Genomic DNA, 25,926 nt, shown 5'->3' with positions numbered 1-25,926 from the left:
GAGACGATCCGTGACCCTGACCCTGCTTCCCGCTGTCGACGTCGCCGACGGCCAGGCCGTCCGCCTGGTCCAGGGCGCGGCCGGTAGCGAAACCTCCTACGGTGATCCGCTGGAGGCGGCGCTCGCCTGGCAGCGTGACGGGGCGGAGTGGATCCACCTGGTCGACCTCGACGCCGCCTTCGGCCGCGGCAGCAACGCCCATCTGCTCGCCGAGGTGGTCCGGCAGCTCGACGTGGCGGTGGAGTTGTCCGGCGGGATCCGCGACGACGAGTCGCTCGCCGCCGCGTTGGGCACCGGCGCGGCCCGGGTCAACATCGGCACCGCCGCGTTGGAGGATCCGGTCTGGTGCGACCGGATCGTCGCCGAGTTCGGCGACCGGGTGGCGATCGGCCTGGACGTGCGTGGCCGTACGCTGGCCGCCCGAGGCTGGACCCGTGACGGCGGCAACCTGTTCGAGATCCTCGAACGGCTGGACAAGGCCGGGGCCGCGCGGTACGTGGTCACCGACATCACCAAGGACGGCACCATGCGGGGACCGAACCTGGACCTGCTCCGTGAGGTGTGCTCGCGGACCGACGCGCCGGTGATCGCCTCCGGCGGCGTCTCCACCCTGGATGATCTGCGGGCGCTTGCCACGCTGGAATCGGCCGGGGTGGAGGGTGTGATCGCCGGCAAGGCGCTGTACGCGGGCGCGTTCAGCGTCGCGCAGGCGCTCGCCGCGCTGCGCGACGCCGGTCGCCCGGAGGTTTCCGGGTGAGCGTCGCGGTCCGGGTGATCCCCTGCCTCGACGTGGACGCGGGCCGGGTGGTCAAGGGGGTCAACTTCGTCGACCTGCGCGACGCCGGGGATCCGGTCGAGCTGGCCGCCGCCTACGACGCGGCCGGAGCGGACGAGCTGACCTTCCTCGACGTCACCGCCTCTTCCGACGCCCGCGGCACCATGCTGGACGTGGTCCGCCGGACCGCCGAGTCGGTGTTCATCCCGCTCACCGTCGGCGGCGGGGTGCGTTCGGTGGAGAACGTGGACACGCTGCTGCGCGCCGGGGCGGACAAGGTCGGGGTGAACACCGCGGCGATCGCCCGTCCCGGTCTGATCGCTGAGGTCGCCGACCGGTTCGGCCGGCAGGTGCTGGTGCTGTCCCTGGATGTACGCCGCGCCGGGCGGGAGACGGTCGCCAGCGGCGACACGCCGAGCGGGTTCGAGGTGACCACCCATGGCGGTCGGCGGGGGACCGCGATCGACGCGGTGGCCTGGGCGCGGCGCGGGGCCGAACTGGGTGCCGGTGAGATCCTGCTCAACTCGATGGACGCCGACGGCACCAAGGCGGGTTTCGACGTCGAGCTCATCGCTGCGGTACGGGCGGTGGTCGACATACCGGTGATCGCCAGCGGCGGTGCCGGTGCCACCGCGCACTTCCCACCGGCGGTGGCCGCCGGGGCTGACGCGGTCCTCGCCGCGAGCGTGTTCCACTTCGGCGAGCTGACCATCGGCGCGGTCAAACAGGAGCTGCGTGACGCCGGCCACCCGGTGCGCTGACCGCCGTAGCCGACCCCGTCGACCCGCCCGAGGTCAGGCCCGGCCCTGCTGGGCGGCGGCGGAGTTCTCCACCGAACGCCGGGGCACCGGCGGCAGGAAACGCCCGGTGTATTCGAGCATCGCGGCGGCGTGGTCCTGGTCGTCCAGCCGCCACTCGGCCTCGGTGGCGGCGTACCGCTGGTCGAGCACCCCGTGCACACTGTCCACCGTGGTGGTCAGACCGCTGCGTGGCCGGTCCCGCCACAGCTGTTCCCCGGCCTCGGTCACCAGGAACCAGCCGTCGCTGACCGAGATCAGGTCGGCACCGAGCAGTCGGCGTACCCCGGTCTCTATTTCTTCCCGGGTGGGGATCGCCTGGTTGAGGTGTTCGGCGGTGGCGAGCACGTCGACCAGACGTACCCCTTCGGGTCGACGACTCAGCGGCGACCTGCGGTGCCGACCCACCTTGCCCGCGATGACCGCCGAGACGAAGATCCACGCGTCCGACCAAGCCCACCCCTCGTCCATCATCTGCCCATGATGCCGCGCCGGGCGCGCGGGCGGAACTCCTGTGCTTGGCTGTGGACATGCTTTTGCCACGTCCCACCCACCTGATCCGTGAGGCCGGGCATTTCGCCCTCGATGCCGCGACCAGCGTGTGCGCGCCGGTCGGTGTCGCCGACCTGCTGCGCGAGCTGCTCACCCCGGCGACCGGGCTGCCGTTGCCGCCGGTCGGGGCACCCGGCGATGGCGTGATCAGCCTGCTGGTGCGCGATGATCCCGAGCTCGGTGCCGAGGGCTACCGGCTGCGGGTCGACCCGGCCGGGGTCCGGGCGGTGGCCGCCGCCGAGGCCGGGCTGCGCTGGGCGGTGCAGACGCTGCGGCAGTTGCTGCCCGAGCAGGTGTACGCGGCCGGCCCGGTCACCGGGGTGCCGTGGCGGCTGCCGATGGTGGAGATCGTCGACGTGCCGGCGTACCCCTGGCGGGGGTCGCTGCTCGACGTGGCCCGCTGGTGCCACCCGTTGCCGCTGCTCTACCGCTACGTCGACGTGCTGGCCATGCACAAGCTCAACACCCTGCACCTGCATCTGACCGATGACCAGGGTTGGCGGTTCGAGGTGCGGCGGTACCCCCGGTTGACCGAGGTGGGCGGGTTCCGCGTGGCGTCGCCGGCCGGTCACCTCCGGGACGGCCGCAGTGACGGGGTGCCGCACGGTGGCTGGTACCGGCAGGCGGAGCTGCGTGACCTGGTGGCGTACGCGGCTCGGCGCGGCGTGCGGATCATGCCGGAGATCGACCTGCCCGGGCACGCCCAGGCGGCGATCGCGGCCTATCCCGAGTTCGGCAACGATCCGACCCGCCAGTTGGCAGTCGGGACGACCTGGGGGATCTCCACCCACGTACTCAACCTGGAACCGGCCACGTTGGCCGCCGTGCACCACATCCTCGACGAGGTGGTCGAGGTCTTCCCGTTCGAGTACGTGCACGTCGGCGGGGACGAGGTGCCGACCGCCGAGTGGGCGGCGAACCCGGCGGCCGTCGCTCGTGCCACCGAACTCGGCCTGCCCCGGGTGGCGGACCTGCAGGGCTGGTGGACCGGGCGGCTCGCCGAGCATCTGGCGGGCCACGGCCGGCGGACTGCAGTCTGGGACGAACTGCTCGACCGGGGTGCACCGGCCGGGGCCACCGTCTTCGCCTGGCGGGGCATCGACCGGATCGACGCGGCCCGGGCCGCCGGTCTGCCGGTGGTCGCCGCGCCGTACAGCCACACGTACTTCGACTGGGCCGAGTCCGACGATCCGGCCGAGCCGTTGGCCATCGCCGGGGTGCTGCCGCTGCGCACGGTGTACGGGTTCCAGCCCGGCGACGTGCTCGGGGTGCAGGGGCAGCTGTGGAGCGAGTACCTGCCCACCGAGCAGCGGGTGTGGTGGCGGGCCTTCCCCCGGCTGGCGGCGTTGGCCGAGGTGGGCTGGTCCGGACCGGTGCCGACCGACGACACCGGCGCGGTCCCGCCCGGGGTGTGGGCGGAGTTCCGTAGCCGGCTGACCGGGCAGCTGCGCCGGCTGGACCGGGCCGGTGTCAGCTACCGTCCACCGGATGACTGACCGCCGGGACCGGCTCGGGCGCGGTTCTGTCGGGCGCGGCTGCGTCGGTGGGTACGGTGCACAGCGGCAGGAAGAACTGCACCAGCGGTCCGATGCCGACGGCGTAGAGCACGGTGCCCAGCCCGGCGGTGCCGCCCAGCAGCCAGCCGCACGCCAGCACGGTCAGCTCGATCACGGTGCGGACCAGCCGGACCGAGCTGCGCGGGTGCCGGGCCACCCAGCCGGTCATCAACCCGTCCCGGGGGCCGGGGCCCATCCGCGCCCCGATGTACAGGCCGGTGGCCAGGCCGTTGAGCACGATCCCGGCGACCAGGAACGTGCCCCGGACCGGCAGGTGCGTCGGTGCCGGCAGTAGTGCGAGGCCAGCGTCCACCGCGACGCCGATCACCACCACGTTGCTGACCGTGCCGAGGCCGGGCCGCTGCCGCAGCGGTATCCACAGCAGCAGCACGGCGCCGCCGACGAGCACCGTGACGGTCCCGAAGCTCAGCCCGGTCAGCTGGGTCAACCCCTGGTGGAAGACGTCCCACGGGTTCAGCCCGAGATCCGACTCGATCATCAGCGCCATGCTGACGCCGTACAGGGTGAGGCCGGCGTAGAGCTGTCCGAGCCGCCGGGGCAGTCGCCGACCCGGGTGGCGGCCGGGGCGGCCGCCGGGATGGTGACCGGGGTTGGGATCCGGTCTGCAGCGGAGTCCACCGCCGTTGCCAATTCTGGTCATGCATGCCACTCTGAAGTCCAATCGGCGATGGCGGTACGGCCAATTGGAGGCAACTGGTTATGGCGGTGATCGTGCGGGGGAGCCAATTGGCCCGGCTGCTCGGCCAGTGGCATGCCCTGCCCGGCCGGCGGCGCAACCCGGACTACGCCGCGTTGGCCGGGGCGGTCCGCGGCCTGCTCGCTGACGGGCGGCTGCCGCTCGGCGTACGGCTGCCGGCCGAGCGGGAACTGGCCGAGGCGCTGCGGATCAGCCGGACCACCGTCACCGCCGCGTACCGCAGCCTGCGGGAGACCGGCCACCTGACCAGCCGCCGGGGAGCCGGCAGCTGGACCACGTTGCCCAGCGGCCACCAGGTCGCCAGCTCCGGGCTGTGGACTGCGGAGACCGCCCCCGACATGATCGACTTGGGGTACGCGGCGCTGGCCGCCCCGCCCGAGCTGGTGCCGGCGGCCCGGGCCGCCGCCGAGGACCTGCCCCGCTACCTGCAGCACGCCGGCTACTACCCGACCGGGCTTGCCGAGCTACGGGCCTCGGTAGCCCAGGGCTACACCCGGCGTGGTCTGCCCACCAGCGCGGAACAGATCATGGTGACCAGCGGCACCCAGCACGCCCTCGACCTGGTGCTACGGCTGCTGCTGCCAGCCGGCGCGCCGGTGCTGGTCGAGTCGCCCACCTACCCGAACGCGCTCGCCGCGCTCGCCGCCCGCCGGGCCCGGATCGCCACCCACGGACTGGCGACCACCGACGGCGACGGGTGGGACGCCGACCTGCTGCTCGGCGCGATCCGGCAGGACCGGCCCCGGTTGGCCTACCTGATCCCCGAGTTCCAGAACCCGACCGGTCACCTGATGTCGACAGCGCTGCGGGAGCGGGTGGTCGCGGCGGCCCACGCCAGCGGCACCGACCTGGTGGTCGACGAGTCGTTCGTGGACCTGCCGCTGGACGGCACCCCGGTGCCGCCGCCTACCGCGGTCTTCGACCGGCATTCCCGGGTGATCTCCGTCGGGGGGATGAGCAAGCCCTACTGGGGTGGGCTGCGGATCGGCTGGGTGCGGGCCTCGGCGCCGTTGGTGCAGCGACTGGCCGCGCTGCGGGTCGGGGTGGACATGGCCGGTCCGGTGCTGGACCAGCTGGTCGGGGTCCACCTGCTGGCCGCTGCGGACACCATCGTGCCGGCCCGGTTGGCGCAGCTCACCGCCCAGCGGGACGCGTTGCTCGCCGAGCTGGCCAGCGTGCTGCCCGAGTGGCGGGTCACCGTGCCGCACGGCGGGGTGACCCTCTGGGCGGAGCTGGACGGCCCGATCTCCAGCGCGCTCGCCAGGGCGGCTGAGGAGTCCGGGGTACGACTGGCCCCTGGTCCCCGGTTCGGCATCGACGGCACCCTGGAGCGGTTCCTGCGGTTGCCGTTCACCCTGCCGGTGCCGGTGCTGACCGATGCGGTACGACGGATCGCCGCCGTGCGCTACGACCTTGACCGCACCAGCCGCCGCCAGTGGCGGGAACCCGCTATGATCGCCTGACGGCGGCTGGTGCCCGACCCCACGGTCAGATTTCGGCGAGCTGACCGGCGTACATCCGGTCGATCTCGGCGGCGAAGTTGTTCTCCACGATCCGGCGTTTGATCTTGAGCGACGGCGTCATCTCGCCGTCCTCGATGGTCAGATCCCGACTGAGGATAGCGAACTTCTTGATTGTCTCCCACCGGTTGAGCTTGGCGTTGAGTTCGGCGACGTAGCCCGCCACCAGAGTGTGCACCTCGGGCGAGGCGACGATCTCGGCGTACAGTCGGCCGGCCAGCGGTCCGTCGGCGGCCCATCCGGTGATGGCGTCCGGGTCCAGGGTGACCAGCATGGTGCAGTAGTTGCGGGCCTGGCCGATCACCACCGCCTGCGAGGTGTACGGACAGACCGCCTTGAACAGGCCCTCGATGTGCGACGGTGCCACGTACTTGCCACCGGACGTCTTGACCAGGTCCTTCTTGCGGTCGGTGATGGTCAGGAAGCCCTCGTCGTCGAGGTTGCCGATGTCGCCGGTGCGGAAGAACCCGTCGGCGGTGAACGCCTCGGCGGTCTCCGCCGGCAGGTTGTGGTAGCCACGCATCACCGGTGCGCCGCGCAGCAGCACCTCGCCGTCCTCGTCGATGCGGCACTCCAGGTCGCCCAGCGCCTGCCCGACGGTGCCGATCTTGATCTGGACCGGCCGGTTGACGAAGTTGGCCGCGCTCGCCTCGGTCAGCCCGTAGCCCTCGCAGATCGGCAGGTTGGCGGCGGCGAAGAACTCGGCGATGTCCGGGCTCAGCGGCGCCGAACCGGAGACCAGCGCGTTGATGTGCCCGCCGAGGCGGGCCTGGAGCTTGCTGAAGACCAGCTTCTCGGCGATCGCGTACTTGAGCTTCAGCCCACCCGACACCGGCCGGCCGGCCTGTTGCCGGGCGACCCGCTGGCGACCGACGCCGACCGCCCAGTCGAAGATTCGGGCCTTGGCGCCGCCGGCCTCCTGTGCTGTGGTGACCGCCTTGTTGTAGACCTTTTCGAAGATCCGCGGGGCGGCGCACATCAGCGTGGGCCGGACCACCGACAACATGTCGACCAGTTTGTCCACCCGGCCGTCCACGTAGGTCGGAAGTCCGACGTGGATGATGCTGCATAGCAGGGTCTTGCCGAACGAGTGCGACAGCGGCAGCCAGAGGTACTGCAGGTCGTCGGGGTTCATGATGCCCAGCTGGGACTGGGCGACAGCCTCCCAGCACCAGCCCCGGTGCAGCAGCTCGACGCCCTTGGGCCGCCCGGTGGTGCCGGAGGTGTAGATCAGGGTGGCCAGGTGCTCCGGCTCGATGGTGGTGGCGATCCGTTCGATCAGGCCGGGTTCCTCGGCGAGTGCCTGGGCGCCGCGTTCCTCCAGCTCGGCCAGGGTGAGCTGGGGGACCGTCGCGGCGGGGTCGGCTGCTCCGTCGATGAGCACCACGTGGGTCAGCGCGGGCAGGTCCGCGCCAACCATCTTGTCGGCCTGGGCGCGGTTCTCAGCGATCAGGATCTTCGAGCCGGAGTCGCCGACGATGAACGCCGCGTCGGCCGGCTCGGTGGTGGGGTAGACGGTGGTCGTCGCGCCGGCGGCGCACATGATGCCCAGATCGGCCAGCACCCATTCGATCCGGGTGTTGGCCAGGATGGCCACCCGGTCCTCGTTGCCGACGCCCAGCCCGTACAGGCCGGCGGCGATCGCCCTGGTCCGGCCGGCGACCTCGGCCCAGGTCATCCAGGTCAGGCCGGAGTCGCCGGGGGCCGGTCCGGCGATCGCGTTCCGGTCCGGCGTGGCAGCCACCCGCTGCAGAAACATGTCGGGAATCGACCGGTATGGGACGTCGAGAGCCATCGGGTCCGTCGCCTCCGCATATGTGATAGTGAGCGCCGTCACGTAAATTCTGTGTTACCGAACAGTAGTGCCAGGGTCGGCTTTCGGCTAGCCCCAAGCGTCGCCCAGCGCGGCAAACCCGGCCAGGTCTCGCGGTGCCGTTCCTCGTCAAGGGCTGGTTCGCCCGTGCCCGGCGGTGTCCGGCGGCGGTGCCCGGCTTCGGGGTCGGCGGCCCGGGCCGGCGCCGGGCACCGCAAACCATGCGTCGGCGGTATAGGGATATCGATATATAAACCTGCCTACGCTCCTGCATACGATCCCATCGATCGATATCCCGATCGCCCGCCCGCGACCGAGACGGCCACAAGCCGACGCGGGTGTCCGCATCCAGGAAGGAACAGGGATGACCGTTCTTCGTACCACCGGCCGCCGGCTGCTGCTGGCCGGCTGCGCCGCCGCCGTCGCCACCGCGCTGGTTGGCAACCCGGCGGCCGCCGCTCCGGCCGGGGAGATCAAGCTCGCCGGCGGGGCCACCGCGGTCGCGGGCAGCTACATCGTGGTGTTCACCGACGCCGCCGTCGCGGCCCGGAATGACGCGGCCCGCGCGGTCGCCGTCGCCGACCGGGCCGACAGCCTCGCCGGACAGTACGGCGGTGCCGTCAACCGTGTCTTCGGCGCCGCGGTCAACGGCTTCGAGGCGCGGCTGTCGCCGTCGGCCGCTCGCCGGCTCGCCGCGCACTCGTCCGTGGCGTACGTGGAGCAGAACCACACCGTGTCGCTCGCCGCGACCCAGAACAACCCGCCGTCCTGGGGTCTGGACCGCATCGACCAGCGCAACCGGCCGCTGAACAACGCCTACACCTACCCCACGACGGCAAGCAACGTCACCGCGTACATCATCGACACCGGCATCCGCACCACGCACAACGACTTCGGTGGGCGGGCCCGCGCCGGCTACGACGCGTTCGGCGGCACGTCGGCGGACTGCAACGGACACGGCACCCACGTCGCCGGTACGGTCGGCGGCAGCGCGTACGGGGTGGCCAAGGGCGTCCGGCTGGTCGCCGTTCGGGTGCTCAACTGTTCCGGCGGCGGCACCATCGCCGGGGTCGTCGCCGGGGTCAACTGGGTCACCGCCAACGCGGTGAAGCCGGCGGTGGCGAACATGAGCCTCGGCGGCGGGGCCAGCAGCACGCTGGACAGCGCGGTGGCGAACTCCATCTCCTCCGGCGTCAGCTACGCGGTGGCGGCCGGCAACTCGAACGCCAACGCCTGCAACTACTCGCCGGCCCGGGTCTCCAGCGCGATCACCGTCGGCGCCACCACCAGCAGCGACGCCCGCGCGTCGTACTCCAACTACGGCTCCTGCCTGGACATCTTCGCGCCGGGTTCGTCGATCACCGCACCGTGGTACAACAGCAACACCGCGACCAACACCATCAGCGGCACCTCGATGGCTTCCCCGCACGTGGCGGGTGCCGCCGCTCTGGTGCTCGGCCGGTTCCCCTCCTACAGCCCGTCCCAGGTGGCCAGCTACCTGGTCAGCAACGCCACCACCGGCGTCGTGTCCAATGCGGGCTCCGGCTCGCCGAACCGCCTGCTCTTCGTGGTCAACTGATCCGGTGATCAGCTGACCGATCCGACGAGTCGAGCAGTGCACGCGGCCCCCGGGCACCCCAGCGCCCGGGGGTCGCACCCGTTGCTACCGCCGAATGGTGACAGTGCTGAGGGTAGTCGTATGCATACTGCGAGTAGTATGACCGAAGAGATATAGGAAACTGTCAATCAGCTCCGACCTACGATCGGTCCGATCGGCATCGTCGATCGTTCATCTGTCCGCAGTGGGCGCTCCGCTGTGGATCAAAGATCGAAGGAAGGACGGAGATGACACCCTTGCGCACGCACGTCCGGCGGGCCCTGGTACTGGTCGTGGCGGCGGCCGTCGCCACCATCACGGTCACCCCGCCGGCCGCGGCCGCACCCACCGGCGAGATCCGCCAGGCGGGTGGCGCCACCGCGGTGACGGGCAGCTACATCGTCACGTTGAAGGCCAGCGCGGTGAGCGGCTCCCGCACCACGCGGACCGCCCGGATCGCGACCCGCGCCGCCGCCCTCGCCGGCACCTACGGTGGTGTGGTCAACCGGCTGTACGAGACCGCCTTCACCGGCTTCGAGATCAAACTCTCCGAGGCCGCCGCCCGTCGCCTGGCGGCGCACTCGTCCGTGGCGTACGTGGAACAGAACCACACCGTCTCGCTGGCGGGCACCCAGGTCAACCCGCCGTCCTGGGGTCTGGACCGGATCGACCAGCGTTACCTGCCGCTGGACCGCTCCTACACCTACCCGAACACCGGTTCGACGGTCACCGCGTACATCATCGACACCGGCATCCGGTTCGACCACACCGACCTCAGCCCCCGGGCCGTCCCCGGGTACGACGCGTTCGGCGGCACGTCGGCGGACTGCAACGGGCACGGCACCCACGTCGCCGGTACGGTCGGTGGCACCAGGTTCGGAGTGGCCAAGCAGGTCCGGCTGGTCGCCGTCCGGGTGCTCAACTGCTCCGGCAGCGGGACCGTCGCCGGGGTCCTCGCCGGCGTCAACTGGGTCACCACCAACGCCGCCGGCCGACCGGCGGTGGCGAACATGAGCCTCGGCGGCGGGGCCAGCGCCACGCTGGACAGCGCCGTGACCGCCTCGATCGCCTCCGGCGTCAGCTACGCGGTGGCGGCCGGCAACTCGAACGCCGACGCCTGCAACTTCTCGCCGGCCCGGGTGACCGCCGCGATGACCGTCGGGGCCACCGACCGCAACGACAACCGGGCACCGTACTCCAACTGGGGACGCTGCCTGGACCTGTTCGCGCCCGGATCGCAGATCACCTCGGCCTGGCACACCAGCCCGACCGCTACCAACACGATCAGCGGCACCTCGATGGCCGCCCCGCACGTGGCCGGCGCGGCCGCCATGGTGCTGCAGGCGTACCCGAACTACACCCCGGCGCAGGTGACCGCCTTCATCCTGCGGCTCGCCACGCCGAACGTGGTGGTCAACCCCGGGCCCGGCTCGCCGAACCTGCTGCTCTACGTGCTGTTCCGGAACATCATCACTCCGGTACCGACGCTGACCGTCAATCCGACCGTGATCCCGACCCTCACCCCACGCCCGACCTTCACCCCACGCCCGACGCTGACCCCACGCCCGACGTTGACTGCGGTGCCGACGCTGACCCAGCGTCCGCCGCTGCTGCCCGCACCGATCGGCTGATCCGTCCGGCCGCCGGGACGGGCGGCACCTCGTCCCGGCGGCCGGCCGACCGGCCCGGACCGCCACTCAGCGATCCCGGCGGTCGTCATCGTCGTCGCGGTCGACCTTGACGATGTCTCCAGTCACCCGATCGATGTCCAGGTCCCACTCGACGCCCGTCGGCTACGACCTCGACCTCCCAGATCGGCCGGCCGTCCGTGCCGGTACGCGGTACCGAAGTCGTTTCCTGTCCCGACTCGCTGGCGACCACAGCCGGGCTGGGTGACCCGGCACCGCCGGTCACGTCCTGGGCCGCCGCGCCGAGCGCGGTGCCCGCGACGGCGAGCGCGGCGACCGCACCCAGCCCGATCATCACGATCATCGGTCTGCTGGCCATCTCCAACCTCCTGTCGTCGTGGTACGACCAAAGGTTCGCCCGTCGCCGGATAGCGGCACGCTGCGTCGTCGACAAAGCGGGGTTGAACCGAACGGGCCGGGCTGGCTCAGCCGCCGGTGGGCGGCCCGAACCGCAGCGTCACCACCGCGCCGGGGGAGCCGTCGGCCAGCTCGAGCCGACCACCGCTGGCCTGCGCGGCCCGGCGGGCGATGTCCAGACCCAGACCGGTGGAGCCGGCCCCTGAGACGCCACGTAGGACCAGCCTGTGCGGCATGCCGGGGCCGTCGTCGGCGACGGCGGTCACCCGGGCTGGTACCGGCTGGAGTTCACCGACCAGTCGTAGGTGCCACGGATCCAGTTTCGTCGCGTCGCGACCAGGCGGGCCACCGACGGCGGCGCGTCGGTCAGCACCTCGGCCTGCAGCCGGAGGAACAGCGCGAGACCGTCGTTGAACCGTTCGGCGGCGGTGGCCAGAGCCGCCGCCGGACCGTGGCCGGTCTCGTGGGCGATCACGGTGGCCAGGTTGTGGGGATCCTGGCCATGTTCCTTGCCGTACGAGAACAGGTCGTTGCACCAGCAGACCAGATCCGCCGCCACAGTGTTCAGTCTGGCGAGCCTCGGGTCAACCCGGTGACGGGAATGCGGCAGTCCGCTTTCGGCGAGGTCGGTGAGCGCGAAACTGGGCAGTACCGCGCCGGCGTGCCGGCGCATCTGGATGTACTCGGCGACCGCCGGCACCCGGCCCTGCTGGCGGTTGCCGGCTTCCCAGAGCAGCGCGAAGAGGTACTGGTGCAGCGAAGCGGTGAACCGAAGCAGGACCCCGGGCCGGCCCAGCCGGCGGATCCGGTGGCACAGATCCTCGAGGGTCAGCGTCAGCGGCGACCGCTCGGCCGGATCGTCCGGGTCGGTCGGTGGCGTCGCACCGGGTCCGTCGAGTGCGCGCATCAACTGGCTGATCACCGGTGCGACCCGGCCCGGGTCGGTGCCGAGCCCGTCCTCGTCACACCGGTCGTCGAGGGCGAACAGCCAGGTGATCAGGTCACTGAGCAGCTGCACCCGGTCGATGTCCGCGTCGGGCGCGGCCCGGGCGGCCAGCTCGGCGGCGTTGGCGCGGTGCAGCCGGGCGACACGCTGCGGATCGGCGGTCAGCCCGTGCCGGTCCGCCCAGCTCGCCGATGCCCGGGCGAGCGTCGACCGGTACGGGCTGGCACGGGGCCGGAACGGTGGGGCGACCACGGACGTCGGTGCGAACGCGCGCATACGGCCTCCAGCCGGCCGCCCAGGGAAGGGAAGGCGTGCCGGTATGATCATCATCGCGGTCCGGGCGGGCCGCGACGAGGATCATCGCTAGAAGCCGAAGCGGGCGTTACGCAATCGTTCTTCGACCGGGGCGGCGCAGTCCATCTGGACCCGGGCCACCCGCTGCCGGCCGGTCAGGAAGAGCACCAGTTCCCCGGGTGGGGCGCTGATCGACACCTGGTCCCCGCCGGTCCCGGTCCCGGTCCCGGTCGCCACGTCGCCGTAGCCGTCGGCGACGACGGTGACCGTGCCGGGGAACCTGCGCAGCCGCAGCTTGGTCAGCGCCGAGACGCGCTTCCACAGTGCGGCCTGCTCGCCGGGCGGCAGGTCCCGGGTCTGCCAGTCCGGCTGGGCGCGGCGGACGTCCTCGTGATGGATGAAGAACTCCATCAGGTTGACCACCTCGTCGGTGATTCGGTTGCTCACCGGACTCCACGCCGGTGGCTGCCGGACCATCCGTACCAGGTCCGGGAAGGATCGGGCGGCCAGTTCGAGCCGGACCCGTTCGCTGTAGCCGCGCAGCAGCGGCAGCCAGATGCCCGCTGCCGCGTCGGGCCGCTGCTCCCGGACGATCAGGTGCGCGGCGAGATCCCGGGTGGTCCACCCGACGTTCACCGTAGGGGCATCCGGACCAACGGCAAGGAACAGGTCGGCCAGGGCATGACGTTCCATCTGTGCGAACCGCGCCATGACCCGATCCTAGGCGCGCGACGGACGTCGTGCCGAGCAAGTCGACGTTGCGGTACGGGGCCAGGTGCCGGCGCCGGGGGGCGTGCTGTGTCGGTGGCCACAGTCGTCGTACCCCGCTGGCATTGTGGGTCGGTAAGGACGAGATTTGATGATCAGGACTTACAGTCGGGGGTAGCGTGGCCAATCGAACAAGCCGTGACGTCCTGCTCCGCGGCCTGTGGGTGCTCGGCCAGGGCATCCGCGAGCAGCCAGGGCTGTTCACCGTCGGCGTCGGCGGCAGCGTCGTGTTCGGGCTGCTCACCATCGCCAGCGCGTACGTGGTCGGGGCGATCGTGGGAGAGGTGGTGGTCCCGTCGATCGAGTCCGGGCGGGTGGAGACCGGCCTGCTCGGAGCCGGCGCGGCGGCCCTGCTGGCGGTGAGCGTGGTCAAGGTGGTGGGCATCTTCGGCCGGCGGCTCGGCGCCGGCTTCATGCAGTACCGCCTGCAGGCCAGCTACCGCCGCCGGGTCACCCGTCGCTACCTCGACCTGCCGATGTCCTGGCACCAGCGGCACCCCACCGGCACCCTGCTGTCGAACGCGAACTCCGACGTCGAGGCGACCTGGTTCCCGGTCGCCCCGTTGCCGTTCGCCGTCGGCACGGTGGTGATGCTGGTCACGGCGATCGCCGCACTGTTCGCCACCGACTGGGTGCTCGCACTGGTCGGGCTGGCGGTGTTCCCGGCGCTGTTCGCCCTCAACGTGGTCTACTCCCGCCGGATGGCGCCCCGGCAGGTCCGGGCGCAGCAGTTGCGGGCTGAGGTCAGCGGGATCGCGCACGAGAGCTTCGACGGCGCCCTGGTGGTCAAGACCATGGGGCGGGAGGCCCAGGAGACTGCCCGGTTCGCCGGCCGGGCGGTCGAGCTGCGCGACGCGCTGATCTCCGTCGGCCGGCTGCGCGGGCTGTTCGACCCGTTGCTGGAGACCCTGCCCAGCCTCGGCACCCTCGCCGTACTGCTGGTCGGTGCCGCCCGGCTGCGGCAGGGCGCGGTGAGCGTGGCCGACCTGGTCAGCGTCGCGTTCCTGTTCACCGTGCTGGCCTTCCCGGTCCGGGCGATCGGCTGGGTGCTGGCCGAGCTGCCGCGCAGCGTCGCCGGATGGGACCGGGTGCGGCACGTGCTCACCGCCACCGGCGAGATGCCGTACGGCGACACCGAACTGCCCGCCGCCGCCACCCCGGCGAGTCTGGTCTTCGACCGGGTCTGGTTCAGCTACCGACCCCCGGTCGGCGAGCCCACCGCGCCGGCCCCGGCCGACCAGCCCGTCGACCGGACCGCGGTCACCGTGCCCGGCGCCGACGCCGCGCTGCCGCCGGTGCTGCGCGACGTCTCGTTCACCGTGCCCGCCGGGCGGACCGTGGCTCTGGTCGGGCCGACCGGAGCCGGTAAATCGACCATCGCCGCGTTGGCCGCCCGGCTGGTCGACCCCACCGCAGGCCGGGTCATGCTGGACGACGTCGAACTGCCCTGGCTGACCGCCGGCTCGCTGGCCCGCACGGTCTCCCTGGTCGCCCAGGTGCCGTTCGCCTTCGACGACACGGTCCGGGCGAACGTCACCCTGGACCGGCCAGGGCTGACCGACGAGGTGGCCTGGTCGGCGCTGCGGCTGGCCGAGGCGGACGGGTTCGTCGCGGCGCTCGACGACGGGTTGGACACCGTCGTCGGTGAGCGCGGCACCACACTCTCCGGCGGTCAGCGGCAGCGGCTCACCCTGGCCCGCGCGTTGGCCGGGCAGCCCCGGCTGCTGGTGCTCGACGACGCGACCAGCGCCGTCGACCCCCGGGTGGAGGCGGCGATCCTGGCCGCGCTGCGCAACTCCGAGATCGCCACGTCGATCCTGATCGTCGCGTACCGGCGGGCCACCATCGCCCTCGCCGACGAGGTGGTCTACCTCGACCAGGGCCGGGTGGTGGACCACGGCACGCATCAGCAGCTGCTGGCCCGCTGCCCCGGCTACAACGACCTGGTCACCGCGTATGAGCAGGCGGAAGCGGAGCGGGAGCGGACCCGGTCCGGCACCGGCACCGCCAGCGGCGACGGCGATCCCGGCGGTGGTCCGGCGCGGGCGGCGGAGGTGGTCGCGTGAGTGCGCCCACCGTCGACCGGTCCGACCGCGAGCGTCGAGGCGACCCCGTTGCCCCGTCGGGCGGGTCGGCCGCCGGCCCGCTGGCAGGCAGACCCGAGTCGACCTGGCAGACGATGCGTCGCGGGCTGGCGCTCTCCCCGGAGCTGCGGACCGGGCTGGCCGGCACCCTGCTGCTGGCGTTGGTGTCGATGATCGGCCGGGCCGCCATCCCGGTCGCGGTCCAGCAGGCCATCGACAACGGCCTGCGCGCGCCGGGCGGCCCCGATCTCGAAGTGGTGGGCACGATCGTCGCGGCCACCACCGCCGTGCTGGTCGTGACGACCATCTGCGGCTACTTCATGGTGCGCCGACTGTTCACGGTCAGCGAGACCGCGCTCGCCGCCGTGCGGACCCGTGCGTTCCGGCACGTGCACGACCTGTCCATGCTGCACCAGCAGTCCGAGCGGCGCGGTTCGCTGGTCAGCAGGGTCACCAGCGACGTCGACCAGATCACCCAGTTCCTGCAGTGGGGCGGGGTCATCCTGCTGATCAGCATGGGTCAGGTGGTGGTGACCGCTGCCGTGATGGCGGTCTACTCGTGGCAGCTGACCCTGGTGGTCCTCGCCGCCTTCGTTCCCGCGCTGCTGATCATCCGGGCGTTCCAGCGTCGGCTCGCGGCCGCGTACGGCGTGGTCCGTCAACGCACCGGCGCGCTGCTCGCCGCGGTCGCGGAGAGCGTGGTCGGTGCGGCGGTGATCCGGGCGTACGGCGTGTCCCGACGCACCGCCGGTCGGCTGGACGAGGCGATCGAAGGGCAGCGCCGCGCCCAGCAGCGTGCGCTGCGGACCAGCGTGGTCAGCTTCTCCACCGGGGAGATCGCCGCTGGCCTGGCATTGGCCGGGGTGGTGGTGGTCGGCGTCCGGATGGGGGTGGACGGCGGACTGACCGTCGGCCAGCTCACCGCGTTCCTGTTCCTGGTGACCCTGTTCATTCAGCCGGTCCAGATCGCCACCGAGGTGCTCAACGAGGCGCAGAACGCGATCGCCGGCTGGCGGCGGGTGCTCGACGTGCTGGACGTCGCTCCGGATGTGGCCGACCCGGGCGCCGACGGGGTGCACCTGCCCGGCGGGCCGCTGGACGTGCGGTTCGAGCAGGTCTGCTTCGCCTACCCGGGCGGGCCGCCGGTGCTCTCCGAGGTGGCCTTGGAGATCCCGGCGAAGACCCGGGTGGCGGTGGTAGGCGAGACCGGCAGCGGCAAGACGACCTTCGCGAAGCTGCTCACCAGGCTGATGGACCCGGTGTCCGGGCAGGTCAAGCTTTCCGGCGTACCGCTCGACCGGGTCCGGTTCGAGTCGCTGCGGTCCCGGGTGGTGATGGTTCCGCAGGACGGTTTCCTGTTCGACGCGACGGTCGCCGAGAACGTCCGGTTCGCCCGCCCGGAGCTCACCGACGGGCAGCTGACCGCCGCCTTCGCGGAGTTGGGGCTGGCCGACTGGGTGACGGGCCTGCCGGACGGGGTGCACACTGCGGTGGGTGAGCGGGGCGAGGCGCTCAGCGTCGGTGAGCGGCAACTGGTGGCGCTGGTCCGGGCCTACGTGGCGGATCCGGATCTGCTGGTGCTCGACGAGGCGACCAGCGCGGTGGACCCGGCGACCGAGGTACGGCTGCAGCGGACCCTGGAGGCGGTCACCCGGGGTCGCACCACGGTGGCGATCGCGCACCGGCTGTCCACCGCCCAGGCGGCCGACGAGGTGATCGTCATGGACCGTGGCCGGGTGGTACAGCGGGGCCCGCACGAGGAACTGCTCGCCGATCCGGAGTCGGTCTACGGTCGGCTCTTCGCCTCCTGGCTGGAGCAGACCCGGTGACCGCCGGCTCCGCGCCGAACCCGCCAGGCAGGCCACCGGGCCGGCAGGTACGGCGCCCTGGGGTCAGCGGGAGTAGAACTCGACGACCAGCTGCTCGTCGCAGATGATCGGCACCTCGCGGCGGGCGGGCTCGCGAATCAGGGTCGCGGTCAGTTCGGTGAGGCTGACCGACAGGTACGGCGCCCCCGGCCCGTCGCCGGCGTGCGCCCCGGCGGCGGCGATCTGGAACGGCGGTTTGGTCCGGCTGCGTTCCCGGACCTGGACCAGCTGACCCGGGCGCAGCCGGTACGACGGCCGGTCCACCTTGTGACCGTCCACGGTGAAGTGGCCGTGGGCGACGAGCTGCCGTGCCTGGTAGATGGTGCGGGCCAGGCCGGCCCGGTGCACGATCGCGTCGAGGCGTCGCTCCAGCAGCGTGACCAGAGCCTCGCCGGTCTTGCCGGTGCCGCGTACCGCGTCGTCGAACGCGCGCCGCAGTTGGGTCTCGTTGACGTTGTACTGGTGCCGTAGCCGCTGCTTTTCCAGCAGCCGCACCTGGTAGTCGGAGGGCTTGCGGCGGGCGCGGCCGTGCACGCCGGGCGGGTACGGCCGCCGCTCGAAGTACCGGGTGCACTTGCGGGTCAGCGGGATGCCGAGGGCGCGGGAGATGCGCGCCTTGGGTCGTGGGTGGTTCACGTGGACGTCTCCGGTTCAGTAGGTTAGCCTGCCCTCACTAAGGTGAGCCTAACTGATCTCGGAGGTCCGTGTCATGCAGCCCAGTCCCGCGGAGATCGCCCGGACGATGGCATCCGGCCGGCTGCCCGGCATGGCGCACGTCGCCTGCCGCCCCGGACCGCACGCCGTACGGCACGCGACCGACCCGATGGGGCGGATCCTGCTGCTCGCCGCCGGGTCCGATCTGCTCGACAGCGCGCTGCGACCCGTCGCCGGCACCGACGACACCGCCGTGGTGCTGGAGGTGGCCGACGTACCGCCGGTGGCCGGTTCGCCGACGCACGGCCGGGTCTGGGTGTCCGGCTGGGTCGGCCCACTCGACGGCGCCCCCGCCCGGATGGCCGCACTGGACTTCGCCGACGTGCACGCCTGCCCCGACCTGCTCGACATCGGCCGGGGGGCCACCATCTTCAGGATGGAGGTGGCCGAGGTCCGGCTGGAACGCTGTGGCGTCACGATCGACGTCGACCCGGACGAGTACGCCGCCGCCGAGCCCGACCCGATCGGCGCCGTCGAGTCGGAGCTGCTCGCCGACCTCGCCGACCACCACCGGGCCGAGATGACCGCGTTCATCCGCCGGCAGTTGCGCGACGCCGGTCACCGGTCATTGGCCGGGGATCCGCAGGTCGTCCGGATGGACCGGTACGGTTTCGTGGTCGCGCTCGGCCCGCACGGGCCGCGCGCCCGGTTGGCCTTCCCGGCCCCGGTCCGTGATCGCGCCGAACTCGCCCGCCTGCTGCACCCGGTGCTCTGCCGGCGCTGCGCCCCACCGGCCGCCGCCTGACGCGGGGCAGCAGACTCAGCCCGGCGTCGTCTCGGCCGCCCCGGCTGCTGTGGTCAGCGGCCCCGTCAGGTAGCGCTGGATCGTCGGACCGACCGCTGCGGCCACCTCATCGGCCACCATGGTGGACAGCGGTGCCAACCGCAGGATGTACCGGACCACCAGCAGACCGGCCATCTGCGAGGCGACCAGAGCGGACCGGATCGGCAGCTCCGCCGGTTCGATGTCGAGCTGGCCGAGCACTCGCCGGATGATCTGGGTGGTGACGAACTCGCGCATCAGCCGGGCGGTCCAGTCGTTGGTCAACGCCGACCGCAGCAGCGCCAGGGCCGCCACCCCGGCCGGCGAGTCCCAGACCCCCAGCACCAGCCGGACCAGCCGTTCGCCGACCTCGTCGGGCCCGCCGGCAAGCGCCTGCGGAAGCAGCTCACCCGGATCGACCGGCGCATCCATCGCGGCCAGGAACAGGTTGTCCTTGGTGCCGAAGTAGTGGTGTACCAGCGCCGGGTCGACACCGGCCGCCGCGGCGATCGCGCGCACCGACGCCTGGTCGAAGCCACGTTCGCCGAAGACCTGCCGGGCGGCGGTCAGGATCGCCTCGCGGGTGTCCGGGTTGCCCGGTCGTCGCCCGGTGCGTCGTGCCATCGGTACCGCTTCCTGTCGCGTCGGGTTCAGCCGCTGCGGCGGCGCAGCGTCGCGGCGGCGAGGACCAACGCGGCCACCACTGCCCCGGCGACCACGGTCAGGTCACGCCAGAGCGTCGCGGTCGGCTCCGGATGCGCCCCGACCTCGGTCAACGCCGACACGGCGTAGGACAGCGGCAGGACGTTGCTGATCGCCTCCAGCCAGCCGGCCATCTCGTCGCGGGCGACGAACAGCCCGCAGAGCAGCAGCTGTGGGATCACCACCACCGGCATGAACTGTACGGCCTGGAACTCAGTGCGGGCGAAGGCGCTGCACAGTAGGCCGAGCGCCACCCCGAGCAGCGCGTCGAGCACCGCGATCGCGATCACCAACGCCGGGCTGCCGGCGGTGGACAGGTCGAACAGCCAGTACGCCACAGCGCTGGCCAGGGTGGCCTGCACCGCCGCCGCGAGCCCGAACGCGATGCCGTAGCCGAACAGCAGGTCCAGCCGGCCCAGCGGGGTGGTGAGCAGCCGTTCCAGGGTGCCGCTGGTGCGTTCGCGCAGCATCGCGATGCTGGTCACCAGGAACATGATCACGAACGGGAAGACGCCGAGCATGATCAGCGCGACCCGGTCGAACAGCGCCGGCTGCCCGCCGGTGGCGGGCTGGTCGCCGTACATGTAGTAGAGCAGGGTCAACAGCAGCGCCGGTACGACGACCAGCAGCGCGACGGTACGCCGGTCGTGGCGCAGCTGGCGCAGCACGCGGCCGACCGTGACGGCCAGAATCCTCGGGTTCACCGGTCTGCTCCTCGGCTCGGGTCGGTGGTCTGATGGTCGCGGATCAGCCGCAGGAAGGCCTCGTCCAGGTCGTCGGTGCCGGCGGCGGCGCGGATCGCCGCCGGGGTGTCGTCGGCTATCAACCGACCGTCGCGGATCAGCAGCAGCCGGTCGCACCGGCCGGCCTCGTCCATCACGTGGCTGGAGACCAGCAGGGTGGTGCCGGCGGCGGCGAGGGCGTGGAACCGGGCCCACAGCTCGGCCCGCAGCACTGGGTCCTGGCCGACGGTCGGCTCGTCGAGCACGACGAGTTCCGGGCGGCCGACCAGCGCGCAGGCCAGCGAGGCGCGACTGCGTTGGCCGCCGGACAGGTCGGCCACCAACTGTCCGGCGGCTGCGGCGAGCCCGACGTCCGCCACGGCCTGGTCGGCGTCGGCCGCCGGCAGGCCGTACAGGGCGGCGAAGTACCGGGCGTTCTCCCGGACCGTGAGGTCGGCATAGACGCTCGGCGCCTGGGTGAGATATCCGACGGTACGCCGCAGCTGCGGTGCCCCGGCCGGTCGGCCGAACACCCGGACCTGTCCGGACCGGACAGTCTGCACGCCTACGACGGCCCGCATCAGCGTGCTCTTGCCACTACCGCTCGGACCGAGCAGTCCGGTGACGCTGCCGCTGCTGACGGTGCACGAGACGCCGTGCAGAACGCGGCGTCGGCCGCGGTCGACCACGAGGTCGGTGACCTCGACGACGGGGTCCATGGCTGCCTCCGAAGAAATTCATCATCTGATGAACTCAACGATAGTTGAATTACCTCGGCTGGTCCATGGGCGACGGCAGCCGCGGTGGTGGCCGGCGGTCGCGGTGGTGGCCGCCAGCGCCGTAGGGCTGCGATCCTGGACCGCGTGGAATCGTCAATGGAACGCACGGTGACTGTCAGCGAGGCCGCAGGGCGGGTCGGACTCACCGCGCACACAACCTCACCGTCCTGGACTACCAGATCGACGCCTGCCGCAGCGAGGTGCGGCGGACCGCCACGCCGTAACGCCGGGCTGCGGGCGCTGCGGGACGCCGACCTGTGGGTGGTGTGGGACGGGACCACCCGTCCCACACCACCCACAGGGTCAGATCGCGAGTAGCCGGTCCAGGAACTCCCGGTACTGCCGCAACGCCATCCGCATCGACTCGGTGTCCGGCGTCTCGTTGTGCCGGTGCGGGTCAAGTTCGACCTGTTCGGCCAGCAGCCGCTCGGCCAGCGTACGGACGGTGTGCCCGACCAGCGACTGAGCCTGCGCCAGGGCGACCTCCGGTTCGTCGACGAACCGGGCCTTGATCTCGTGCCACTCGTCGCGTAGCTCGTCGGCGGCGTCCTCGGTCCAGATGGTGATCGGCGGCAGCGTCACGTCACCCGGCCGCGCCGGCCGGACCGCTACCGGCTCCTCGTCGTGCCCGGCCGCCGGGCCGGTCGGCTCCTCGACTGTGGTCAGCATGGCAGCTTGCTCCTCGTCCTCGTCCTCGTCGTCGTCTTCGTCCGCATCCTCGTCTTCGTCGTCGAACTCCTCGTCGTCGTCCTCGTCGAAGCCGTCGTCGGCGGCGTAGAACAGATCGCCGGCGTCGCCGTGCGCGGTGACGGTCTCCTCGTCGTCCGCCGGGTCGTCATCCGCCCCGGCCGTCGGGCCCGACCGCTCGTCGTCAACCGGGTCGGCCTGCCCATCCGGGCCGGCGGTCGGATCCCCGTCGCCGTTCCTCTCCTGACCGGCGGCTGCGGCGTCCTGGTCGACCGGCCCGGAATCCTCCCCGTCCGACTCGGCGTCGGTCCCCGCCCGTTGCCCGGACGTCGGGTCGTCGTCCGCCTGGTCGTCTGCCTGGTCGTCCGGCTGGCCGGATACTGGTGCCGGCGGCTCGTCCTGGGCCACCGCCGTCGCGGCAGCCGGCGCGCCCCGGTCGTCGTCCTCGCCGTCGTCCTCGCCGTCGGCCGGGCCGCCCGCCGGGCCGTCGGGGTCTCCCGCTGCCCCGGCGGGCGCTGTCGCCGCGGACTCCGCCGGGTCCTGCTGAGCCGACTGCTGGTGCTCGGGTGCGTCGGGGACGGCCGCGCCGCCACCGAGCAGCTGCGTGGCGATCGGCGGCAACGGGCTCGGACCGTTGCGGTCGGCCGGCTTCGGCACGATCATCGGGATCTCCGTCGTCGCCTCGTTGATCGGGTTGTCGTCGAAGGCGGTTCGGGGCGTCGGCACCGGGGTGCCGTGCACGGGACCCGAACCTGCGCCGGTCTCCTCCGGCTTCACCGGCCCGGCGTGTGCAGGGGTGGGGGTGGGCTGCATTGCTGATCCTCCGTCCGCTTCGGCGGGGGCGACCCGGTCCCGGTGTGACCGGAGCCGTCCGCACGGGCGTGGTGCTGGGTGGTGCGCCGACTCGCTGCGCCGGCCACAGCCGACAGGCCCGGCAGACACAGACCACCGGCCCAGGTGCAGTAACCCTGAGCGGAAGGTGCGATCGGCGGGCACCGGGGCCGGGGCCCGCCGGGCAGTGGATGTGCCCGCAGACCTGGACCGTGGCGGCGCACAGCCAAGGTACTCCGGAAGCCGTACCGGCACAGCCCCCGAACCGTCGATTCCGGCCGACCGCTGTCGGGCTCACGACACCGCACGCCGGAGGCCGCGCCACAGCGGTCGGGGCGTACGGAACAATCGGGCACTGTGTCCGTACCAGATGAATCGGCAGCCGGCCCACCGACCACCGCCCGGCGGCCCGCGCCCGGCGACCCGCCGCGGAGCTCCGCGCTCGATCCCGCCGTCGCCGCCCGGCTGCGCCGCACCGCCGACGGCCTGGTCGCCGCCATCGTGCAGCGGCACGGCAGCGGCGAGGTGCTGATGATGGCGTGGATGGACGACGAGGCGCTGCACCGCACCCTCACCACCGGCCGGGCCACCTACTGGTCGCGCAGCCGGCAGGAATACTGGGTCAAGGGCGCCACCTCCGGGCACCACCAGTACGTGCGGTCGGTGCGGCTGGACTGTGACGGCGACGCGGTGCTGGTCACGGTCGAGCAGGTCGGCGCCGCCTGCCACACCGGGGCCGGTAACTGTTTCTTCGACGAGCTGCCGGTGACCGGCACCATCGCCGACCCTCAGGAGAATCGATGATCACCGGTACGGTCAGCCCGGACGAGCCGACCTTTCAGACCCTGGCCCGGCAGCGTCGGGTGGTGCCGGTCACCCGACGGCTGCTGGCCGACGGCGAGACCCCGGTCGGGGTGTACCGCAAGCTCGCCGGCGGACCCGGCACCTTCCTGCTGGAATCCGCCGAACAGGGTGCCGGGTCGGCCGGCACCGCCTGGTCGCGCTACTCGTTCATCGGGGTACGCAGCGCGGCGACGCTCACCGAGTCAGCTGGCGGTGCGCACTGGCTCGGCGATCCGCCCGACGGGGTGCCCACCGAGGGTGACCCGGTCGAGGTGCTGCGGGCGACCGTCGCCGCGTTGACCGGGCCGGCCCCGGACACCGACCCGGTCGGCGGCGGCCTGCCGCCGCTGACCGGCGGCCTGGTCGGCTACCTCAGCTACGACTTCGTCCGCCGGTTGGAGCGGATCCCCGAGCACACCGAGGACGATCTCGCGCTGCCCGAGTTCGGGTTGCTGCTCGCCACCGACCTGGTGGTGCTCGACCATTTCGACGGTACGGCGATCCTGGTCGCCAACGCGGTCCTGCCAGCGGCGGCCGACCCGGTCACTGCGGCAGCCGCCTACCACCACGCGATCGGCCGGCTCGACGCGATGACGACCGCGCTGTCCCGGCCCAACCCGCCGATGGTGTCGATGATGGACGCGCCCGCCGCGCCCGGGCCGGCGGCCCGTAGCCGCACCGCCGCGGGTGCGTACCCCAAGGCGGTCGAGGAGGCCAAGGAGGCGATCCGGGTCGGCGAGTGCTTCCAGATCGTGCTGGCTCAGCGGTTCGAGCGGGACACCTCCGCCGACCCGCTGGACGTCTACCGGGTGCTGCGGGCGACCAACCCCAGCCCGTACATGTACCTGCTGCGGTTCGACGACTTCGACGTGGTGGGCTCCTCGCCGGAGGCGCACCTCAAGGTCACCGTCACCGCCGGCGGCACCCGGCGGGCGATGCTGCACCCGATCGCCGGCACCCGGCGGCGGGGCGCCACCCCGCAGGTCGACGCCGCCCTCGCCACCGAGCTGCTCAACGATCCGAAGGAACGTGCCGAGCACGTGATGCTGGTCGACCTGGGCCGCAACGATCTCGGCCGGGTCTGCCGGCCGGGCACCGTCGAGGTGCCCGAGTTCGCCACCGTCGAGCGGTACAGCCACGTGATGCACATCGTGTCGACGGTAGTGGGCGAGCTGCGCGAGGACCGGACCGCGTTCGACGCGCTGGCGGCCACCTTCCCGGCCGGCACCCTGTCCGGTGCGCCGAAGGTCCGGGCGATGGAGATCATCGAGGAGTTGGAGCCGACCCGACGTGGCCTGTACGGCGGCACCGTCGGCTACTTCGGGTTCGGCGGCGACCTGGACATGGCGATCGCGATCCGGACCGCGCTGATCCGCCGGGGCCGCGCCTACGTGCAGGCCGGCGCGGGGATCGTGGCGGACTCGGATCCGGCCGCCGAGGAACGGGAGACGCAGAGCAAGGCAGCGGCGGTGCTGGTCGCGATCGCCGCCGCCGAGACGCTGCGTCCGGCCCGGTGACCGGTCCGGGCATGTCCGCCGCGCCGGGGCGGGCCCTCGCCGGCACCGCCGTCACCTGTCTGGCCGGAGCCGGCCTGGTGATGTACGCCGCTGGACGGGACTGGGCGGTCGAGGTGACCGGGCGTCCGGCGCCGCTGCCGGCGGTCGAGGTGGCCCGCACCGGTGCCGACGTGCTGCCGTGGCTGCCGGCCGTCGCCCTGGTCGGACTGGCCGGCACCGGCGCGGTGCTGGCCACCCGAGGGCTGGCCCGGCGGCTGGTCGGCGCGCTGCTCGCGGCACTCGGCGTGGCGCTGGCGGCCGGTGGGCTGACGGTGCTGGTCGCTGGTGCCGGTCCGACCGGTCCGACGACGGACAGCACTGTGTCGGCCCCGCAGTGGCCGGCGTCGACGGTGATCGGTGCGGTGCTGCTCGCCGCCGGTGGGCTGGTCACCGCGCTGCGCTCCCGGCACTGGCCGGCGATGGGCGCCCGGTACGAGCGAAGCCGGCCCGGTGGTGACGGGTCTGGTGGGGCGGGGCCCGGTGGTGCCGGGTCCGGTCCGGGTGCCGACGGCCGGGTGACCGGTGCGGGTGGCCGGTCTACCCGGTCGACGCTGGATGCGTGGAACGCTTTGGACCGGGGCGAGGACCCGACCGAGGACGACCTGGGCGCCGACCGGTGACGGCAGCGGTGGCGGCTTCAGCGGTGGCGGCTTCAGCGGTGGCGGCTTCAGCGGTGGCGGCTTCAGCGGTGGCGGTTGTGGTGGCTTCATCAGCGGTGTCGGGCACGTCGACGGACCGGCCGGCGGTGAGCGTGGCCACCAGCCGGCGGATCTCGTCCCGCTGGTGGGCGCGGGCCCGGTCGGCGCAGATCGCCTCCCAGGCGTTGCCCTTGGCGGTACGTACCCGGTGATCGCCGACCACGGCCCGTTCCATGGTGTGCACGACCTCGGCGGCCAGCGAGACCACGGCCCGGGGGATGGCGATCAGGTCGACATTGGCGTCCCGTGGTGTGCTGCTCATGGCGTCCCCCAGGTGGTTGCGTGGCCGGCGGCTACC

At 72.4% G+C, this 25,926-nt stretch carries 23 protein-coding genes and 2 pseudogenes; 12 read left to right on the top strand and 13 right to left on the bottom strand.

Annotated elements, in window-relative coordinates:
* Positions 1–10 precede the first annotated feature (10 nt).
* Positions 11–757: a bifunctional 1-(5-phosphoribosyl)-5-((5-phosphoribosylamino)methylideneamino)imidazole-4-carboxamide isomerase/phosphoribosylanthranilate isomerase PriA gene (priA, locus tag O7553_RS16100; RefSeq protein WP_281550579.1), complete on the top strand. Its 747-nt coding sequence runs from the start codon at positions 11–13 to the stop codon at positions 755–757.
* Complete coding sequence (hisF, locus tag O7553_RS16095; protein ID WP_281550578.1) at positions 754–1,536, top strand: imidazole glycerol phosphate synthase subunit HisF; 783 nt, start codon at positions 754–756, stop codon at positions 1,534–1,536. The genes priA and hisF overlap by 4 nt, the downstream gene beginning before the upstream one ends.
* A gap of 33 nt (positions 1,537–1,569) precedes the next feature.
* Here hisF and O7553_RS16090 read toward each other — a convergent pair whose 3' ends face one another.
* The gene (locus tag O7553_RS16090; protein ID WP_281550577.1) at positions 1,570–2,046 is read right to left on the bottom strand and encodes a hypothetical protein; all 477 of its coding nucleotides are present in this window, start codon (positions 2,044–2,046) and stop codon (positions 1,570–1,572) included.
* 56 nt (positions 2,047–2,102) lie between these two features.
* Here O7553_RS16090 and O7553_RS16085 point away from each other — a divergent pair, with 56 nt between their 5' ends.
* Positions 2,103–3,620 (top strand): beta-N-acetylhexosaminidase, encoded by a 1,518-nt coding sequence (locus tag O7553_RS16085; protein WP_281550576.1) that lies wholly within the window; start codon positions 2,103–2,105, stop codon positions 3,618–3,620.
* Here O7553_RS16085 and O7553_RS16080 read toward each other — a convergent pair.
* On the bottom strand, positions 3,595–4,341 hold the full coding sequence (locus O7553_RS16080; protein WP_281550575.1) for a hypothetical protein: 747 nt from the start codon (positions 4,339–4,341) through the stop codon (positions 3,595–3,597). The genes O7553_RS16085 and O7553_RS16080 overlap by 26 nt on opposite strands.
* Before the next feature lie 59 nt (positions 4,342–4,400).
* Here O7553_RS16080 and O7553_RS16075 point away from each other — a divergent pair, with 59 nt between their 5' ends.
* Positions 4,401–5,861, top strand: coding sequence for a PLP-dependent aminotransferase family protein (locus tag O7553_RS16075; protein WP_281550574.1), 1,461 nt, complete (start codon positions 4,401–4,403; stop codon positions 5,859–5,861).
* Between the two features lie 25 nt (positions 5,862–5,886).
* On the opposite strand, the gene O7553_RS16070 is transcribed toward O7553_RS16075, so the two are convergent.
* The gene (locus O7553_RS16070; protein ID WP_281550573.1) at positions 5,887–7,713 is read right to left on the bottom strand and encodes a long-chain fatty acid--CoA ligase; all 1,827 of its coding nucleotides are present in this window, start codon (positions 7,711–7,713) and stop codon (positions 5,887–5,889) included.
* Between the two features lie 382 nt (positions 7,714–8,095).
* On the opposite strand from O7553_RS16070, the gene O7553_RS16065 reads away from it, so the two are divergent.
* Entirely contained in the window at positions 8,096–9,310 is a 1,215-nt protein-coding gene (locus O7553_RS16065) for a S8 family peptidase (protein ID WP_281550572.1), read from the top strand.
* A 266-nt stretch (positions 9,311–9,576) separates the two neighbouring features.
* Positions 9,577–10,959 (top strand): S8 family peptidase, encoded by a 1,383-nt coding sequence (locus tag O7553_RS16060; RefSeq protein ID WP_281550571.1) that lies wholly within the window; start codon positions 9,577–9,579, stop codon positions 10,957–10,959.
* Between the two features lie 85 nt (positions 10,960–11,044).
* Here O7553_RS16060 and O7553_RS16055 read toward each other — a convergent pair whose 3' ends face one another.
* The 4 genes and pseudogenes from O7553_RS16055 to O7553_RS16040 form a co-directional block, all read right to left on the bottom strand.
* Positions 11,045–11,335 (bottom strand): hypothetical protein, encoded by a 291-nt coding sequence (locus O7553_RS16055; RefSeq protein ID WP_281550570.1) that lies wholly within the window; start codon positions 11,333–11,335, stop codon positions 11,045–11,047.
* 106 nt (positions 11,336–11,441) lie between these two features.
* A pseudogene (locus O7553_RS16050) lies at positions 11,442–11,630 on the bottom strand (ATP-binding protein); the annotation flags it as partial.
* Positions 11,631–11,635: 5 nt separating this feature from the next.
* Positions 11,636–12,595, bottom strand: a complete 960-nt coding sequence (locus O7553_RS16045; RefSeq protein ID WP_281550569.1) for a terpene synthase family protein — start codon at positions 12,593–12,595, stop codon at positions 11,636–11,638.
* 87 nt (positions 12,596–12,682) lie between these two features.
* Positions 12,683–13,324, bottom strand: coding sequence for a TIGR03085 family metal-binding protein (locus O7553_RS16040; protein ID WP_281550568.1), 642 nt, complete (start codon positions 13,322–13,324; stop codon positions 12,683–12,685).
* 176 nt (positions 13,325–13,500) lie between these two features.
* Here O7553_RS16040 and O7553_RS16035 point away from each other — a divergent pair, with 176 nt between their 5' ends.
* Complete coding sequence (locus tag O7553_RS16035) at positions 13,501–15,447, top strand: ABC transporter ATP-binding protein (protein ID WP_281550567.1); 1,947 nt, start codon at positions 13,501–13,503, stop codon at positions 15,445–15,447.
* A gap of 113 nt (positions 15,448–15,560) precedes the next feature.
* Positions 15,561–17,294, top strand: coding sequence for an ABC transporter ATP-binding protein (locus O7553_RS16030; protein ID WP_281555625.1), 1,734 nt, complete (start codon positions 15,561–15,563; stop codon positions 17,292–17,294).
* 63 nt (positions 17,295–17,357) lie between these two features.
* On the opposite strand, the gene rpsD is transcribed toward O7553_RS16030, so the two are convergent.
* Entirely contained in the window at positions 17,358–17,969 is a 612-nt protein-coding gene (gene rpsD, locus O7553_RS16025; protein ID WP_281550566.1) for a 30S ribosomal protein S4, read from the bottom strand.
* A gap of 73 nt (positions 17,970–18,042) precedes the next feature.
* Here rpsD and O7553_RS16020 point away from each other — a divergent pair, with 73 nt between their 5' ends.
* The gene (locus tag O7553_RS16020; RefSeq protein ID WP_281550565.1) at positions 18,043–18,792 is read left to right on the top strand and encodes a DUF2470 domain-containing protein; all 750 of its coding nucleotides are present in this window, start codon (positions 18,043–18,045) and stop codon (positions 18,790–18,792) included.
* A 15-nt stretch (positions 18,793–18,807) separates the two neighbouring features.
* Here O7553_RS16020 and O7553_RS16015 read toward each other — a convergent pair whose 3' ends face one another.
* The 4 genes from O7553_RS16015 to O7553_RS16000 form a co-directional block, all read right to left on the bottom strand.
* A complete protein-coding gene (locus tag O7553_RS16015) occupies positions 18,808–19,434 on the bottom strand; it encodes a TetR family transcriptional regulator (protein ID WP_281550564.1) in 627 nt (208 codons plus the stop codon).
* 26 nt (positions 19,435–19,460) lie between these two features.
* On the bottom strand, positions 19,461–20,216 hold the full coding sequence (locus O7553_RS16010) for an ABC transporter permease (protein ID WP_281550563.1): 756 nt from the start codon (positions 20,214–20,216) through the stop codon (positions 19,461–19,463).
* Entirely contained in the window at positions 20,213–20,953 is a 741-nt protein-coding gene (locus O7553_RS16005) for an ABC transporter ATP-binding protein (RefSeq protein WP_281550562.1), read from the bottom strand. Before O7553_RS16005 ends, O7553_RS16010 begins: the two co-directional genes overlap by 4 nt.
* Before the next feature lie 363 nt (positions 20,954–21,316).
* Positions 21,317–22,513, bottom strand: a complete 1,197-nt coding sequence (locus tag O7553_RS16000) for a hypothetical protein (protein WP_281550561.1) — start codon at positions 22,511–22,513, stop codon at positions 21,317–21,319.
* Between the two features lie 375 nt (positions 22,514–22,888).
* On the opposite strand from O7553_RS16000, the gene hisI reads away from it, so the two are divergent.
* From hisI to O7553_RS15985, 3 genes are read left to right on the top strand one after another with little or no spacing between them, the layout of a single operon-like run.
* Entirely contained in the window at positions 22,889–23,335 is a 447-nt protein-coding gene (hisI, locus tag O7553_RS15995) for a phosphoribosyl-AMP cyclohydrolase (RefSeq protein WP_281550560.1), read from the top strand.
* On the top strand, positions 23,332–24,891 hold the full coding sequence (locus O7553_RS15990) for an anthranilate synthase component I (protein WP_281550559.1): 1,560 nt from the start codon (positions 23,332–23,334) through the stop codon (positions 24,889–24,891). Before hisI ends, O7553_RS15990 begins: the two co-directional genes overlap by 4 nt.
* Before the next feature lie 11 nt (positions 24,892–24,902).
* Positions 24,903–25,550: a Trp biosynthesis-associated membrane protein gene (locus O7553_RS15985; RefSeq protein ID WP_281550558.1), complete on the top strand. Its 648-nt coding sequence runs from the start codon at positions 24,903–24,905 to the stop codon at positions 25,548–25,550.
* A 112-nt stretch (positions 25,551–25,662) separates the two neighbouring features.
* Here O7553_RS15985 and O7553_RS15980 read toward each other — a convergent pair.
* Positions 25,663–25,890: pseudogene (locus tag O7553_RS15980) on the bottom strand (hypothetical protein); the annotation flags it as partial.
* Positions 25,891–25,926 lie beyond the last annotated feature (36 nt).

The sequence above is a fragment of the Solwaraspora sp. WMMA2059 genome, assembly GCF_027497315.1.
Classification (GTDB): Bacteria; Actinomycetota; Actinomycetes; order Mycobacteriales; family Micromonosporaceae; genus Micromonospora_E.
Note: the sequence above shows the minus strand (reverse complement) of the source record. Positions and strands in the feature narration are given on the sequence as shown.

Excerpts from the sequence above, each read along its gene's own strand:
- O7553_RS16000 (WP_281550561.1), bottom strand. The coding sequence starts at position 22,513 with ATGCAGCCCACCCCCACCCCTGCACACGCCGGGCCGGTGAAGCCGGAG.
- O7553_RS16090 (WP_281550577.1), bottom strand. The coding sequence starts at position 2,046 with ATGATGGACGAGGGGTGGGCTTGGTCGGACGCGTGGATCTTCGTCTCG.
- O7553_RS16015 (WP_281550564.1), bottom strand. The coding sequence starts at position 19,434 with ATGGCACGACGCACCGGGCGACGACCGGGCAACCCGGACACCCGCGAG.
- O7553_RS16080 (WP_281550575.1), bottom strand. The coding sequence starts at position 4,341 with ATGACCAGAATTGGCAACGGCGGTGGACTCCGCTGCAGACCGGATCCC.
- O7553_RS16045 (WP_281550569.1), bottom strand. The coding sequence starts at position 12,595 with ATGCGCGCGTTCGCACCGACGTCCGTGGTCGCCCCACCGTTCCGGCCC.
- O7553_RS16055 (WP_281550570.1), bottom strand. The coding sequence starts at position 11,335 with ATGGCCAGCAGACCGATGATCGTGATGATCGGGCTGGGTGCGGTCGCC.
- O7553_RS16075 (WP_281550574.1), top strand. The coding sequence starts at position 4,401 with ATGGCGGTGATCGTGCGGGGGAGCCAATTGGCCCGGCTGCTCGGCCAG.
- O7553_RS15990 (WP_281550559.1), top strand. The coding sequence starts at position 23,332 with ATGATCACCGGTACGGTCAGCCCGGACGAGCCGACCTTTCAGACCCTG.
- O7553_RS16005 (WP_281550562.1), bottom strand. The coding sequence starts at position 20,953 with ATGGACCCCGTCGTCGAGGTCACCGACCTCGTGGTCGACCGCGGCCGA.
- O7553_RS16085 (WP_281550576.1), top strand. The coding sequence starts at position 2,103 with ATGCTTTTGCCACGTCCCACCCACCTGATCCGTGAGGCCGGGCATTTC.
- O7553_RS16030 (WP_281555625.1), top strand. The coding sequence starts at position 15,561 with ATGCGTCGCGGGCTGGCGCTCTCCCCGGAGCTGCGGACCGGGCTGGCC.
- O7553_RS16040 (WP_281550568.1), bottom strand. The coding sequence starts at position 13,324 with ATGGCGCGGTTCGCACAGATGGAACGTCATGCCCTGGCCGACCTGTTC.
- O7553_RS16065 (WP_281550572.1), top strand. The coding sequence starts at position 8,096 with ATGACCGTTCTTCGTACCACCGGCCGCCGGCTGCTGCTGGCCGGCTGC.
- O7553_RS16020 (WP_281550565.1), top strand. The coding sequence starts at position 18,043 with ATGCAGCCCAGTCCCGCGGAGATCGCCCGGACGATGGCATCCGGCCGG.
- O7553_RS16060 (WP_281550571.1), top strand. The coding sequence starts at position 9,577 with ATGACACCCTTGCGCACGCACGTCCGGCGGGCCCTGGTACTGGTCGTG.
- O7553_RS16070 (WP_281550573.1), bottom strand. The coding sequence starts at position 7,713 with ATGGCTCTCGACGTCCCATACCGGTCGATTCCCGACATGTTTCTGCAG.
- O7553_RS15985 (WP_281550558.1), top strand. The coding sequence starts at position 24,903 with ATGTCCGCCGCGCCGGGGCGGGCCCTCGCCGGCACCGCCGTCACCTGT.